This window comes from Latilactobacillus sp. VITA-14 (assembly GCF_046580785.1).
GTDB classification, from domain to species: Bacteria; Bacillota; Bacilli; order Lactobacillales; family Lactobacillaceae; genus Latilactobacillus; species Latilactobacillus curvatus.
In genome coordinates, this window is record NZ_JBJKTM010000006.1 from 45,571 (window position 1) to 59,640 (window position 14,070).

A 14,070-nucleotide genomic window follows, 5' to 3' on the forward strand; every position below is an offset into this window, starting at 1 on the left:
TGTTATTTTCCTCCCGCGTTTCTTATTCTAATGCTGCCGCACCACCGACAATTTCGGTGATTTCTGTAGTAATCTGTGCTTGACGTGCCCGGTTAAATTTAATTGATAAATCAGAAATTAAATTATTAGCATTATCAGTGGCACTCTTCATCGCCGTCATGGAAGCAGAATGTTCAGCTGTTTTAGAATCAAGTAGTGCGCCGTAAATCAAACTTTCAGCGTATTGCGGTAGAATGGCATCTAAGGCATCATCAACAGAAGGTTCTGTGATGTATTCTTGATCTTTATCAGTGACTTCTGAAACATCCAAGTCGGTAATAGGTAGCATTTTTTCAGCTCGAAAAGCAGATGTCAGTGAGTTGACATGATGGTTGTAACAAACGTACAACTCGTCAAACACGCCGCTATCATACATTGCAACAGCTGTTTTGATGATTTCACGGACTTCATTAAATGATGGCACGTCACTTACACCACGATATTCGTAGGATAAGTTCATTTGCCGTGCTTTAAAGAAATCAGCACCAGTGCCACCAACGGCTAAAATAGCATATTCATCAGCAGACTTGTGGTTTTCTGAAATCATTTCAACCATTGCTTTTAAGATTGAGCTGTTATAAGCGCCAACCAATCCACGATCACTCGTGATGACCAAATAACCGGTCTTTTTGATTGGTCTTTCCACTAACAAATTACTTAACGTAATGTCATGCCGCAATGATTTCTGTGAAGTACCGTTAGTAGCTTCTGCTGCTTTAGCGGTACTTTTTTGACGTGCACTTGCAATTAATTGACTTGCAGCCAAATGCGTGACGATTTCTCGAATCTTATTCGTATATTGTTGATAAGCGATTGAATTTTTTTCAATCTGAGAAAGTTTTGCACCAGAGACCATTTGCATAGCACTCGTAATTTGCCCAGTTTTTTTAGTAGAGGCGATTCTTCGTTTGATATCCATTAAAGATTCAGCCAATTAATTCACCCCTTACTGTCCTGAGTCTTGATTGTCAGCAGTAGCTTCAGCGCCGACAAAACCTTCTGTGAAGGATTTGATAGCAGCATCTAACTTATCTGTATCTGGCAATGCAGCGGTTTGACGGATAGTGTCCATCAAGTCCTTTACGTTACTTTCAAGATAATCGCTCAATTGACTTTCATATTGCATGATATCGTCAACTGGAACGTCATCAATAAAGCCGTGTGTTAATGCATAAAGAATCGTTGTTTGTTGTTCGAATGGTAATGGTTTGTGAAGTGGTTGTTTCAAAACTTCAACAGTCCGTTTACCACGATTTAATTTCGCTTGTGTTGCCGCATCCAAGTCTGAACCGAATTGCGTAAAGGCTTCAAGTTCACGGTATGATGAAAGATCAAGACGTAATGTCCCAGAAACCTTCTTCATCGCCTTCGTTTGCGCTGCGCCCCCAACACGAGAAACAGATGACCCAGCATCAATCGCTGGACGTGTTCCTGAATAGAATAAATCACTTTCCAAGAAGATCTGACCATCAGTGATGGAAATAACGTTAGTTGGGATATAAGCTGAGATGTCCCCAGCTTGTGTTTCGATGATTGGTAAAGCAGTCATTGAACCGCCACCTAATTCATCACTTAACTTAGCAGCCCGTTCCAATAAACGTGAATGTAAGTAGAAGATATCACCAGGGTAAGCTTCACGGCCTGGAGGTCTTCTCAAAAGTAATGAAATTTCACGATAAGCAGCAGCTTGTTTACTTAAATCATCATAGACGATTAAGACGTGCTTGCCGTTATACATGAATTCTTCACCCATCGCTGCACCAGCATATGGTGCAATGTAGAGTAATGGTGCTGGTTGACTAGGACCAGCTTCGACAACGATGGTATAATCCATAGCGCCGTAACGACGTAAGGTTTCCACTTGCGCTCTAACGGTCGATTCTTTTTGACCGATCGCAACGTAAATACAAATCATGTCTTGATCTTTTTGATTAATAATCGTATCAATCGCAACAGATGTTTTACCAGTCTTACGATCCCCGATAATTAATTCACGTTGACCACGACCGATTGGTACCAAAGCATCAATGGCTTTTAGACCTGTTTGTAAAGGTTCTGAAACAGATTGACGTGCCATAACACCCGGTGCCTTCTTTTCGATTGGACGAGTTTTGTCCGTTTTAATTTCGCCTTTGCCGTCCACGGGTTGACCCAATGGATTAACAACACGACCAATTAAAGCATCGCCAACAGGCACTTCCATAATCCGGCCTGTTCGTTTAACTTGGTCACCTTCACGAATGTTTTCATATTCACCTAAGATGATAATCCCAACATCGTTGGTTTCCAAGTTTTGCGCAACCCCGTATGAACCGTTAGAAAATTCTAGCAATTCATTTGAAAGGGCGTTTTCTAAACCGTGAGCACGTGCAATCCCATCACCAACATAAGTGACAGTACCGACTTCTTCAACGGCTAAATCTTCATTATAATTTGCAAGTTGTTGTTTAATTAATGCACTGATTTCCTCAGTTTTGATGCTCATCAGGTTCACCTCTTTATCAACGATTGACTATTTCAATAGTAATGACTTAATTTGATCTAAGCCATGTTTAACACTGCCATCGATCACCTTGTGATTCGATTCCAGTACAATCCCACCAATAATATCTGGATCAACGATACTTTCCACTAAGACCTGATTGAGACCTTCGCGTTTAGCGTAGCTTTGGCTAATCTTTGCGATTTGATCACCATCTAAAGCAACGGCTGACGTTACCTTAGCGTATGCAATCCCCATCTTTTGATCATAAAGATCTTCGTAGGCCGCAATAATGTATGGCATCTCAGCCATTCTTTGATAGTCAAAAACAAGGCTTAAAAAGTGTTGCATGAGTGTACTAAATTCACCGGAAAGGCTCTTTAGAAGCTCACGTTGTTTCAATCCAGATAAAGTCGTATCAGTCAGAACTGCACCCAATCTTGGGTTGTCATTGAAAATAGTCTCGAGTGCTTGTATCTCTTCATGGATACTTTCAAATTGTTGCTCTTGTTCTGCAAGGGAAAATAATGCCTTTGCATAGCGTTGTCCGACTGCATATTTATCTAGTTTCATTTTGCTTGTCCAACCCTTCAATGTAGGAATTGATCAATGACTTTTGATCAGTAACTGACAATTCTTTCTTAATGAGTTTAGAAGCAATTTCAATAGATAGTTGAGCAACATCATCTCTCACACTGTTTAACGCATCTAAACGAGATTGTTCGATGTCTTTTTTAGCATTTTGTTTTAAAGTTTGGACTTCTTCTTGAGCAAGTTTGACCATGCCTTCACGTTGTTTTTCACCATTTTGTTTGGCTGCATTCACAATTTCAACTGCTTCTGATTTAGAATTCTTTAACTCTGTTGCACGTTGGGCTGCTAATTTGGCAGCATCTTCACGTGAGCGAGCAGCGTTATCTAAATCGTTTGTAATTTTGTCTGAACGATCTTGCATCATCTTTGAAACAGGACCAAACGCAAATTTACCAACTAAAGCGACTAAAATGATAAAGACAACTAGTACGAAAAGTGAATCTCCAAGGTAGGCTTCAGAAGCACCAACGATTAAATTACTAAACATCTATTGACACTCCTTCCTTGACTTACTGACTAATTTTTAAAGCGAAAATTTAAATTCACTTGGATTAACTAAATAAGATCAAGAAAGAAACGACAATAGAAATAATTGGAACAGCTTCAATCAAACCAACACCGATAAACATCATTGAGCGTAATTCTGCTGACAATTCTGGTTGGCGTGCCATACTTTCGATTGTTTTTGAAATAACCTTACCATTACCATATGATGCTGCGAATGCTGCTAAACCAGCCGCGATAGCTGCTGCTAAATAGTTCATTTTTTTTCCTCCTAAATTTTAGTCTTCCATTTCAATTTTTTCTGAAATATAGACCATCGATAGTGTTACAAATACATATGCTTGGATAGCTCCAATAAAGACGGAGAAGCCTTGCCAAATCATTTGAAGCGGTGCCGTCACAAGCATCGTTGCTGGTCCATGTGAGAAGGCCATTTTAACTAATAAACTTAGTAAAACTTCACCCGCAAAAATGTTCCCGTACAAACGCAAGGACAACGTTAAGAAATTGGTAAATTGTTCGATGATATTAATTGGTAAGAAAAACCCTACCGGTTTAATATAACTCTTCATGTAATTACCAAAGCCTAACCGTTCAACACCAAAGTAGTGCGCAAGCACTAAGACGATCATCGCAAGCGACATCGTGATAATCGGATTAGCTGTTGGACTCTTCAACCAAGTAACACCATGTACTTTAATTTGAAGAATCAAACCAAGTTGATTACTGATAAATATGAACATGAACATAACGAATGTAAATAGGTAAAATTGCTTACCTTCTTCACCAGGCATTGCACCCTTAACGATTCCGTTTGTAAAATCAATAATCCACTCTAAAACATTTTGTCGTTTAGCCGGTTTGAGCGCAATTTTTCTTGATAAAAAGAAAACGAGTGCAAAAACCAAAACCGCACTTACTAAAACCGACAGACAGTTTGCTAAATTAAAACGAATTCCCAAAATGCTAATAATGGGATATTTATCATCCACAAAATTCCCTCCTCCCTTAGGCTTATTTGTTGATTCCACTCTATCAACGACTACGCGAGTTGCACAACGAACCTAAAAACAGCAATATTTATGTAGAAAAATTAAGCATAAATCATCACCGCAATACAAGTATGATAATACCACCATTAAATTAAAAGTACAAAGCAAATACTAACTAATTTCTAATTATTTTTTTGTCAATGCACTCAAATACCATAAATATTATCATATCAAAAGATTAAACTTATTAACGGTTGCTTTTTTGGCAAAAAAAAGCGTAACACAGGAAAATCAAGTGTTGCGCGCTTTTATTATCGGTACCTAATTAATGGCTATTTAGTCCCGAAAAGACGGTCGCCTGCATCCCCCAAACCAGGAACAATGTATCCATCCTCGTTTAAATGATCATCAAGACCAGCTGCATAGATGTCAACATCTGGATGGGCTTCTTGAACAGCTTTAACGCCTTCAGGTGCAGCCACTAGTACAACAAGGCGCATTGACGTTGCGCCGCGTTTTTTAAGGGCATCGATGGCCATGATTGCTGAGCCACCAGTTGCAAGCATTGGATCAACGATGAATAGTTGTCGTTGATCGATATCTGTTGGTAATTTAACAAAGTATTCGTGGGGTTGTAATGTTTTTTCGTCACGGTACATACCAATGTGACCAACTTTAGCGGCTGGGATTAATTCTAAAACGCCATCAACCATCCCAAGACCTGCACGCAGAATTGGCACAACGGCTAATTTTTTCCCGCTCAATTGTTTTTCAATTGCAGGCCCCATTGGTGTTTCAACTTCTACGTCTTCCATTGCTAAATCGCGCGTGATTTCATAAACCATTAATTCTGCGATTTCGTTTGCGACTTCGCGGAAAACTTTAGTACCCGTATCCTTATTCCGGATAATCGTTAATTTGTGTTGAATTAACGGATGATTTAATACTGTGAATTTTGCCATTTACTTTGCCCCTATTCTATTCAATGAATTTAGTCCAAATTTTTTTCGCAAAAAAAGAGTGACTCCAAAGAAAACCTTCTCCGAGTCACTCTCCCTTCCGCGTAAAATTCTGTTTACTATTGTAGCGTAAATAGCATCAAAAAACTAGCGGTATTCATTAATTAATCTAAAAATTTAGCTTGTGTGATTGGAAAACGATCCGTCAACGCTAAAACATCTGCACTAATGCGCGTCATGGCGTCTAATTGATCGTGTTTTTCAATCACTTCTAAAATTAATTGCGCAATCAATTCACAATCCGCTTCTTTAAACCCGCGCGATGTAATTGCTGGGGTCCCAATTCGAATCCCACTTGCCTTAAATGGACTTAATTTTTCAAAAGGAATGGTATTCTTATTAACGGTAATGTGGACACTATCTAAAAATGCTTGGACTTCCTTCCCATTTAAGCCACTCTGCGTTAAATCGAGTAACATTAAATGATTGTCAGTCCCGCCTGAAACCACACGTACTAAGTCAGATTGTTCGAAAACGACAGCCATCGCTTGCGCATTGGCCACAATTTGTTTTGTATATGCTGTAAATTCAGGTTGTAAATCTTCACCAAATGCAACAGCTTTCGCCGCAATGACATGTTCGAGCGGTCCACCTTGAATACCAGGGAAGATGGCAGAGTCAATTGCTTTGGCATATTCTGCTTTACACAAAATCATTCCACCACGAGGTCCACGCAACGTTTTATGCGTTGTTGTGGTCACCACATCGGCATATGGCACTGGACTTGGATGAACACCAGTTGCCACTAAACCAGCAATGTGTGCCATATCGACCATTAAATAGGCACCGACATGATCGGCAATGGCGCGTAACCTTGGGAAGTCAATTGTCCGACTGTATGCTGATGCCCCTGCAACAATCATTTTAGGGTGAATTTCATCCGCTTTAGCAGCGAGCGCATCATAATCGATTCGTTCGTTATCGTCAGCAACGCCATAACTATAGAAGTGATAAAGTTGCCCACTGAAGTTAAACGGTGACCCATGGGTTAAATGACCGCCATCTGTGAGGTTCATCCCTAAAATCTTATCACCGGGTTCTAAAAGCGCTTGGTAAACTGCCATATTAGCCTGCGAACCGGAGTGCGGTTGTACATTGGCATGTTCTGCATTAAAAAGTTGTTTAGCACGTTCAATCGCGAGTGATTCAATTTGATCGATAAATTCACAACCACCGTAAAACCGTTTGCCCGGATAACCCTCGGCATATTTATTGGTTAATACGCTACCTTGTGCTTCTTGAACAGCTCCGGAAACAATGTTTTCAGAAGCAATTAGTTCAATATTATGCACCTGGCGTTGTTCCTCTTTTTTAATCAATTCGTAAATTGCTGGATCAGTTTGTTCAATCATTTACAATCACTCCTCTTCCTATTAAAATAGTGCCTATTTCGAAGTAAAGTATTGTTGGCCGGCAGACTTCTCGAGGCGATTCATATACGCTAATCCGACACCCTCTTTTGCGAAGCCTTGCACTAATATAATTTTAACCTCAGGATTCAAATCAAAATACCGTAATCCTTCAAACAAGTGTTGACTAGCAGTCACTACAGAATCACCTAAAGAGAACTGATCTTTAAACCTAACGTCAGATAACTGCCCTAACACCGTATCAACCGCCATAACACCAAATGGCACATTTTGTTGACTGGCCCATTTAACCGCCGCCGGAAATTCATCTGGCGTTGGCACTATGTAAACCTGTGCATTTGGAGCATAGTGTTTGTATTTCATGCCTGGTGCCTTTGGCGTTTCAGCTGCGCCAACTTTATGGTGGTTTGTCATAATCGGCCCAATCACACGTTCAATGGCTTCTTGAGTCACAACACCGGGTCGTAAAATAACGGGTGTCGCAACACTTAAATCAATCACCGTTGATTCCAACCCAACACCAGTTGGACCATCATCAATGACACCGGCAATCTTTCCATTTAGATCATGTAAAACGTGATCGGCAGTGGTTGGACTGGGCTTGCCTGATGTATTGGCTGAAGGCCCCACAAGTGGGACACCGGCCGCTTTAATCAAGTCTAACGTCACCGCATTGTTCGGCATTCTAAAGGCAGCGGTCTTTAAACCACCCGTCACAACTGAATCTAGTGCCGCATGTTTTAGCGGCAAAATAATTGTCAATGAACCGGGCCAAAAAGCGTCGACTAATTGCTTAAATCGATCACTAACTCCGGCTGCGTAATGCTCAACCGTCGCAACACTTGCTACATGCACGATTAGCGGATTATCACTTGGGCGCCCCTTAGCGGCATAAACTTTCTTAACCGCTTCAGGATTCGTCGCATCTGCCCCAAGACCATAGACGGTCTCAGTTGGAAATGAAATCAATTCGCCCGCTTTTAAATCTGCTGCTGCTTGTTCAATCTGTTCTACTGTGTATCTCTTGGTTTCCATTATAGACCTTCCTTACTCTACTTCTGATTTACATCATACCAAATTCCGATTGAAATCGTAACCCACACGGGCCATTCTAGACCAATTAGCCATATCTTTTTTGATTGTAACCGCTACATCGGTCGATTCATGTTCGAATAACCGAACGATCGCCTCTTTTTGCTGATAACCGAACTCTAAATAAAGCTGCCCATCTGGTTTTAAATACGCACGCACTTCTTTAGCAAACCGTTCATAAAACGCTAAGCCGTTATTATCTGCAAATAGGGCCAAGTCGGGTTCGTATTTCAAAACGGACGCATCCATCACATGCCGTTCATCCTGTGCAATATATGGCGGATTAGACACAATCACATCAAACTGTTGGCCCATCACTGGGGTTAGAAAATCACCCACGATAAAGTTAACATGCGCGTTTAATTGGCGCGCATTTGCTTGTGCAACAGCAATCGCTTCTAGTGAAATATCAATTGCGGTCACTTCCCATTCTGGATGCTCACAGGCAAGGGTAATTGCAATGGCGCCCGTTCCTGTCCCAACATCCAACACTTTAAGCGGTCGGTTCTTTGGTTGTGTAGCATCTAATATCCATTCTACCAATTCTTCCGTCTCAAGTCGTGGAATAAGCGTTGCCGGCGTCACCTTAAAATCGCGTCCGTAAAAATTAGCATATCCCAAAATGTATTGTGCCGGTTGATCAGCGATAAACGCGTTTAAGTCTGCTTGATACTGATCGTATTCGGCAGTCGGCATTTCATCGTGATAATGCAAGACCAGTTGGGTCGTCGTCCAATGTTTACGACCGAGTAGTAAAAAGCGCGCTGCTTCACGTTCTTTAGCGTGTTCTTCTAAAAATAAAAAAGCCCAATTCAGGGCTTTAAGATAAGTGAGCTGTGCCATCTTGTAATTGCTCCAATTTTTCGGTTTGATCGTAAAGAATTAACGCATCAATGACGTCGCCTAATTCCCCGTTCATAATCCGATCTAATTTGTTTAACGTTAAACCAATTCGATGATCCGTCACTCGGTTTTGTGGATAGTTATATGTTCTAATCCGTTCAGAACGATCCCCAGACCCAACCGCTGACTTCCGGCTTGAATCGTATTCACTTTGATTTTGTGATTCATAGAAATCATAAACCCGTGACTGTAAGATTTGCATTGCCTTCACTCGGTTTTGTTGTTGTGACCGTTGATCTTGCATCGCAACCACAATCCCGGTTGGAATATGCGTCATCCGCACGGCTGAAGAGGTTTTATTGATATGTTGACCACCAGCACCTGAGGCACGATAAACGTCAGTCCGAATATCCTTAGGATCGAGCTGCACGTCAACCCCATCATATTCAGGCATAACTGCAACAGTCGCTGTTGAGGTATGAACACGACCTTGTGATTCGGTCTTTGGAATCCGTTGGACACGGTGCGCACCATTTTCATATTTTAACTTCGAATAAACATTTTTACCGGTAATCATCATCGCAACTTCTTTGAAGCCACCCACTTCTGTAGCCGTTTCATCGATGATTTCAGTTTGCCAGTTTTGTGATTCAGCGTAGCGTTGATACATATTCAACAAATCACCTGCAAAGAGACTGGCTTCGTCGCCACCAGCAGCCCCACGAATTTCCATGATGATATTCTTTTCATCGTTAGGATCCGTTGGTAACATCAAAATCTTGATGTCTTGTTCTAATTGTTCCTTTTCATCTTGTAACTCACTTAAATCCGCTTTAGCTAATTCTTCCATTTCTGGGTCATTAGATTCGCGTAACAATTCTTCGCTTTCTGCAATGTCGTTTAAGACAGTCTTCAAACGCGTGTATTTACCAACAATTTCCCGTAAACCCGCTTCTTCTTTAGACAATTCCATATACCGACTGGTTTCGTTGATCACTTCTGGATCAGACATTAATTCCTGTAATTCCGCATAGCGGTCTAACAAACTATCAAGTTGTTCAAACATTTTATCCATGAATGACTAGCCTTCCTTTTCACTCTCTTGTGTTACCGGTGGGTTAAAATAGTGTTTCCGACAAACGGGGTAGTATGCTTCGTTGCCCCCGATTTGAATCTGTTCACCCGTATAAACCGGTTTGCCATCGTTCATTCGCAAGTTCATAATCGCTTTTTTGCGACAGAACCAACAGATGGTCTTCATTTCTTCAATCTTATTGGCAAATAGCAATAAGTATTTCGAGCCTTCGAATAATTCATTCTTAAAATCATTCTTCAACCCAAACGCCATCACCGGGATATTCAAATCATCAACGACCTGCGCCGCTTCGATTACGTGATGCCGTTCTAAAAATTGTGATTCATCAATCAAGACACACGCTGCATCCGGATTAGTCGATTGTACCAACTCAAAGATATTCGTATCCGAGAAAATCGGTGTCGCCTCACGTTTGAGCCCAATCCGACTTGAAACAATCCCCACCCCGTCGCGATTATCAATCCCACTCGTCAGGATGATCACTGATTTATTCTGCTCTTCATAATTGTGTGCGACTTTTAAAATTTCAATCGACTTACCACTATTCATTGCACCATATCTAAAAAATAATTGCGCCACTCTCAAACACCCCTATGTTAAGCACATTTTAATCTAGTATACCTGAAAATCAGCGAGGCAACAATATTCGCCACTATTAAATTCTAAAGTTTCCCTTATTTTATTTGCAGATGCGTTTTTATATCGTCCAAATTGAGAATTTATGCTATGATTATGAACATTGAAAGGGTGGCAAGCATGACAATTAAAAGCTCATTTGCAATTACAGCAGGACGTTTTTCATATTGGTATTTACATACCTTTATGAAAGGTGGCAGCTCCCTCCCCGGGAAAATCGCAACCAAGTTCGATCCTGCTGTGTTAAAGCAGTTAACCAAGAACTACGACGTGATTATCATTACCGGTACCAATGGTAAAACATTAACGACCGCACTCACTGTGCAGACGTTGAAGCAAAAATACGATCATATCATGACCAATTCGAGTGGCTCGAACATGATGCAAGGATTGACCACCGCCTTTTTAGCAGATCATCCTCAAAAAGGACAACGGCAATTGGCCGTCCTCGAAGTCGATGAAGCCAATGTGGAACCCCTTTGTCACTACATCAAGCCCAAAGCGATTGTGATGACGAATATTTTCCGTGATCAGATGGATCGTTTCGGCGAAATCTACACGACTTATAATATGATTCTAGCGGGCGTCAAACTCGTTCCTGAGGCAACCCTCATTATGAACGCTGACTTGCCTCTCTTTTCATCGGTTGAACTTCCTAATCCAAAGATTTATTACGGATTCAACCACTTACCAGATGGCGAAATGATGGCTCCAAGCAACACAGACGGCGTTTTGTGCCCCGTTTGTGATCACATCATTCATTACAAATTCATCAGTTATGCCAGCCAAGGGAAGTTTTACTGCCCTAATTGTGGCTACCAACGACCTGAATTAGACGAAGCAGTCACTGCCATCAATCAGATGCGCCCCACAAATTCACACTTTGAAATTAACAACGAACCGTTTGAAATTTCAATTGGCGGCATGTACAACATCTATAACGCACTTGCAGCCTATAGTGTCGGTCGATTCTTTGATATTCCAGTGAAAGCAATTCAAAAGGCCTTCACTGAAGACAAACGAATCTTTGGCCGTCAAGAAGTCATTCAATTAAAAGACAAAGCGGTCACATTGGTACTCGTTAAAAATCCGGTTGGCTTAAACCAAGTCTTACAAATGATCAGTTCTGATCCAGAAGACTTTTCACTCGCAATGTTGCTTAACGCTAACTATGCCGATGGAATTGATACGAGTTGGATTTGGGATGGCGAGTTTGAAGACTTACTCAAACACAACATTCCAACCGTGATTACCGGTGGCGAACGCGGTGACGATATCGCTTTCCGACTAAAAGTAGCTGGTGTCACGGCAGATCAATTACACGAAACCAAAGAACTCGATGCAACGATGGCAGCCATTGAAGCAGCCCCAACCAAACATGTTTATGTATTAGCAACTTATACCGCTGTTTTACAACTACGTAAGAAGCTGGCAGCTGCCAATTATATTAAGAAAGGACTATCAGTATGACCCAGACATTAAGAATTTGTCATCTATACGGCAATTTAATGAACACATATGGTGATCTTGGTAATATTTTAGTCCTTGATTACTATGCCAAAAAAGTTGGCATTCAAACTGAAACAGAAGTCATTAGTATCGGTCAAGATTTCGATGCAAGTCGTTACGATATCGTTCTCTTCGGCGGTGGCCAAGACTTCGAACAAAAAATCATCTCAAAAGACCTCAACGACAAAAAAGCAGCCCTCACCGAATACATTGAAAACGGTGGTGTTATGCTTGCCATCTGTGGTGGTTATCAATTATTAGGTCACTACTATATTGGCGCAAACGGCGACAAGATTCCTGGAATCGGCGCACTTGATCATTACACATTGAGCCAAGATAACAATCGTTTTATCGGTGATATTGTCATCGAAAACCGTGAGTTTAACGAAACCTACCTCGGTTTTGAAAATCACAACGGCCGGACTTTCTTGGGCAAGGATGAAAAACCACTTGGTTACATCAAACGTGGTCACGGCAACAATGGTGATGACGGCACCGAAGGTTGTGTTTATAAAAACACATTTGGTTCATACTTCCATGGTCCAATTCTCACGCACAACGGTGTTTTAGCCAAACGACTTTTATCGATTGCGGTTAGCCGGCGTTTTCCAGAATTTGATTTACAACAAATCGCTGACTTACCACTCGAAGAATCACGTTACCAAGTCGATGCAGCCGGCGTCAAACGCGTCCAAAATTAACAAATCAAAAAGTCGACCATTATGCGGTCGACTTTTTTGATGTCTTAATCATTTCGCAAGAAAAAATACACTTTTTATTCATAAAATGATAATCGTTTCACAATACTTGCTCGGTATACTGACTTTAACCTATAAAAAGGAGCGAATCATTATGTTAAATCAAATGCCAGCAGTCGAGTCCGTTCAAATTAATCGGATTGAAAATCATGATAAAGTTTTCGCAACCACTGAAAGTGGTCAAGAAATCGAATTACATATTACCGACCAACAAAAAAAGGACCGCCTCTTCTGGGAATCCCTCATCAATATCCTCCGCGCTGAATTGTGGTTACCCCTGCAAAAGAGAACCCACGAACTACTCCAAAACGACTGGCTAACGGTCGATGGCTAGCGTGTGGCTCTGGGTTCGGATGACTTACAGAACACGTTTAAACGATCAGAACACAACTATCCAAAAGGGCGCTAACAAAAATATTGTTACCGCCCTTTTGCATATCAATGTTTCGTTTTTTAGCGTTGCCCTGTCCACTCCGCTAAATACTGATCCACAAACTGGTGCATGAAATCCGTTCGCGCTTGCGCGATTTCGCGCGCTGCCTGTGTGTTCATCGTTGCTGCCAATTTAAATAATTTCTCATAAAAATGGTTAATCACGGTAGACGGTTCGCGATAGTTTTCCTTTGTCAATTCCGCCCGTGGTTGAATCTCAGGATCATAAGCAACCCCATCGTGTGCGCCACCATACATGAAGGTCCGCCCAATCCCAATCGCGCCGATTGCATCTAACCGATCCGCATCTTGAACGATTTGCCCTTCTAAACTTAGCGTTTGGTGTTGATTGAGATTTTTCGAAAAGGACATGTGGTCGATAATATCAAAAATTGCCGTTTGTTGGCCATCTTGTATGCCGTTTTCGGTTAGTTTAGTTTTTACCTTTTGTCGAGCCTGTTCAACATCAGTCGCGATTTTTTCATCAATCACATCATGCAATAAGGCCGCCAAGATAATCGTTGTTAGGTCCGCAGCTAACTCTTTTTGCTGAATTAAACGGGCATTATTCACGACCCGTTGAATGTGATCGAATCCATGACCGCTGTGTTCTGCTGCCAATTCCGTTCGTACAAATTGTTCAATTGCTTCGATTTGTCTTTGCATACTTGTCATCCTACTCTTTTAATCATTAAAAAAAATTG

General features: G+C 41.2%; 16 protein-coding genes. 3 read left to right on the forward strand and 13 right to left on the reverse strand.

Annotated elements, in window-relative coordinates; all coding sequences use genetic code 11:
* Positions 1–22: 22 nt before the first annotated feature.
* From ACF1X7_RS04045 to ACF1X7_RS04100, 12 genes are all read right to left on the reverse strand, one after another.
* Positions 23–973 (reverse strand): F0F1 ATP synthase subunit gamma, encoded by a 951-nt coding sequence (locus tag ACF1X7_RS04045; RefSeq protein WP_004270029.1) that lies wholly within the window; start codon positions 971–973, stop codon positions 23–25.
* Positions 974–985: 12 nt separating this feature from the next.
* Positions 986–2,524, reverse strand: coding sequence for a F0F1 ATP synthase subunit alpha (gene atpA, locus ACF1X7_RS04050; RefSeq protein WP_411162444.1), 1,539 nt, complete (start codon positions 2,522–2,524; stop codon positions 986–988).
* Between the two features lie 27 nt (positions 2,525–2,551).
* Entirely contained in the window at positions 2,552–3,094 is a 543-nt protein-coding gene (atpH, locus tag ACF1X7_RS04055; protein ID WP_221276584.1) for an ATP synthase F1 subunit delta, read from the reverse strand.
* Complete coding sequence (gene atpF / locus ACF1X7_RS04060) at positions 3,081–3,602, reverse strand: F0F1 ATP synthase subunit B (protein ID WP_039099366.1); 522 nt, start codon at positions 3,600–3,602, stop codon at positions 3,081–3,083. Before atpF ends, atpH begins: the two co-directional genes overlap by 14 nt.
* Positions 3,603–3,666: 64 nt before the next feature.
* Positions 3,667–3,879, reverse strand: a complete 213-nt coding sequence (gene atpE / locus ACF1X7_RS04065) for a F0F1 ATP synthase subunit C (protein WP_039099367.1) — start codon at positions 3,877–3,879, stop codon at positions 3,667–3,669.
* An 18-nt stretch (positions 3,880–3,897) separates the two neighbouring features.
* A complete protein-coding gene (gene atpB, locus ACF1X7_RS04070) occupies positions 3,898–4,611 on the reverse strand; it encodes a F0F1 ATP synthase subunit A (protein WP_221276583.1) in 714 nt (237 codons plus the stop codon).
* A gap of 332 nt (positions 4,612–4,943) precedes the next feature.
* A complete protein-coding gene (gene upp, locus ACF1X7_RS04075; protein ID WP_004269972.1) occupies positions 4,944–5,573 on the reverse strand; it encodes a uracil phosphoribosyltransferase in 630 nt (209 codons plus the stop codon).
* A 161-nt stretch (positions 5,574–5,734) separates the two neighbouring features.
* The gene (glyA, locus tag ACF1X7_RS04080; protein WP_411162445.1) at positions 5,735–6,982 is read right to left on the reverse strand and encodes a serine hydroxymethyltransferase; all 1,248 of its coding nucleotides are present in this window, start codon (positions 6,980–6,982) and stop codon (positions 5,735–5,737) included.
* Positions 6,983–7,015: 33 nt separating this feature from the next.
* Entirely contained in the window at positions 7,016–8,035 is a 1,020-nt protein-coding gene (locus ACF1X7_RS04085) for an L-threonylcarbamoyladenylate synthase (protein WP_039099369.1), read from the reverse strand.
* Positions 8,036–8,068: 33 nt separating this feature from the next.
* Positions 8,069–8,935, reverse strand: a complete 867-nt coding sequence (gene prmC, locus ACF1X7_RS04090) for a peptide chain release factor N(5)-glutamine methyltransferase (RefSeq protein ID WP_004269973.1) — start codon at positions 8,933–8,935, stop codon at positions 8,069–8,071.
* The gene (gene prfA, locus ACF1X7_RS04095) at positions 8,913–10,010 is read right to left on the reverse strand and encodes a peptide chain release factor 1 (protein ID WP_004265393.1); all 1,098 of its coding nucleotides are present in this window, start codon (positions 10,008–10,010) and stop codon (positions 8,913–8,915) included. The genes prmC and prfA overlap by 23 nt, the downstream gene beginning before the upstream one ends.
* A gap of 6 nt (positions 10,011–10,016) precedes the next feature.
* Positions 10,017–10,610 (reverse strand): thymidine kinase, encoded by a 594-nt coding sequence (locus ACF1X7_RS04100; protein WP_039099370.1) that lies wholly within the window; start codon positions 10,608–10,610, stop codon positions 10,017–10,019.
* A 177-nt stretch (positions 10,611–10,787) separates the two neighbouring features.
* Here ACF1X7_RS04100 and ACF1X7_RS04105 point away from each other — a divergent pair, with 177 nt between their 5' ends.
* From ACF1X7_RS04105 to ACF1X7_RS04115, 3 genes are all read left to right on the forward strand, one after another.
* On the forward strand, positions 10,788–12,137 hold the full coding sequence (locus ACF1X7_RS04105) for a Mur ligase family protein (protein WP_089542151.1): 1,350 nt from the start codon (positions 10,788–10,790) through the stop codon (positions 12,135–12,137).
* A complete protein-coding gene (locus tag ACF1X7_RS04110; protein WP_064777241.1) occupies positions 12,134–12,877 on the forward strand; it encodes a type 1 glutamine amidotransferase in 744 nt (247 codons plus the stop codon). Before ACF1X7_RS04105 ends, ACF1X7_RS04110 begins: the two co-directional genes overlap by 4 nt.
* Positions 12,878–13,028: 151 nt before the next feature.
* Positions 13,029–13,268, forward strand: coding sequence for a hypothetical protein (locus ACF1X7_RS04115; protein WP_004270001.1), 240 nt, complete (start codon positions 13,029–13,031; stop codon positions 13,266–13,268).
* 119 nt (positions 13,269–13,387) lie between these two features.
* On the opposite strand, the gene ACF1X7_RS04120 is transcribed toward ACF1X7_RS04115, so the two are convergent.
* Entirely contained in the window at positions 13,388–14,032 is a 645-nt protein-coding gene (locus ACF1X7_RS04120) for an HD domain-containing protein (RefSeq protein WP_004269994.1), read from the reverse strand.
* Between the last annotated feature and the right edge of the window lie 38 nt (positions 14,033–14,070).

What these genes read in the sequence shown, in the direction of transcription:
- atpA (WP_411162444.1), bottom strand. Translation starts at nt 2,524, where the DNA reads ATGAGCATCAAAACTGAGGAAATCAGTGCATTAATTAAACAACAACTT.
- atpH (WP_221276584.1), bottom strand. Translation starts at nt 3,094, where the DNA reads ATGAAACTAGATAAATATGCAGTCGGACAACGCTATGCAAAGGCATTA.
- atpF (WP_039099366.1), bottom strand. Translation starts at nt 3,602, where the DNA reads ATGTTTAGTAATTTAATCGTTGGTGCTTCTGAAGCCTACCTTGGAGAT.
- atpE (WP_039099367.1), bottom strand. Translation starts at nt 3,879, where the DNA reads ATGAACTATTTAGCAGCAGCTATCGCGGCTGGTTTAGCAGCATTCGCA.
- upp (WP_004269972.1), bottom strand. Translation starts at nt 5,573, where the DNA reads ATGGCAAAATTCACAGTATTAAATCATCCGTTAATTCAACACAAATTA.
- glyA (WP_411162445.1), bottom strand. Translation starts at nt 6,982, where the DNA reads ATGATTGAACAAACTGATCCAGCAATTTACGAATTGATTAAAAAAGAG.
- ACF1X7_RS04085 (WP_039099369.1), bottom strand. Translation starts at nt 8,035, where the DNA reads ATGGAAACCAAGAGATACACAGTAGAACAGATTGAACAAGCAGCAGCA.
- prmC (WP_004269973.1), bottom strand. Translation starts at nt 8,935, where the DNA reads ATGGCACAGCTCACTTATCTTAAAGCCCTGAATTGGGCTTTTTTATTT.
- prfA (WP_004265393.1), bottom strand. Translation starts at nt 10,010, where the DNA reads ATGGATAAAATGTTTGAACAACTTGATAGTTTGTTAGACCGCTATGCG.
- ACF1X7_RS04105 (WP_089542151.1), top strand. Translation starts at nt 10,788, where the DNA reads ATGACAATTAAAAGCTCATTTGCAATTACAGCAGGACGTTTTTCATAT.
- ACF1X7_RS04110 (WP_064777241.1), top strand. Translation starts at nt 12,134, where the DNA reads ATGACCCAGACATTAAGAATTTGTCATCTATACGGCAATTTAATGAAC.
- ACF1X7_RS04115 (WP_004270001.1), top strand. Translation starts at nt 13,029, where the DNA reads ATGTTAAATCAAATGCCAGCAGTCGAGTCCGTTCAAATTAATCGGATT.
- ACF1X7_RS04120 (WP_004269994.1), bottom strand. Translation starts at nt 14,032, where the DNA reads ATGCAAAGACAAATCGAAGCAATTGAACAATTTGTACGAACGGAATTG.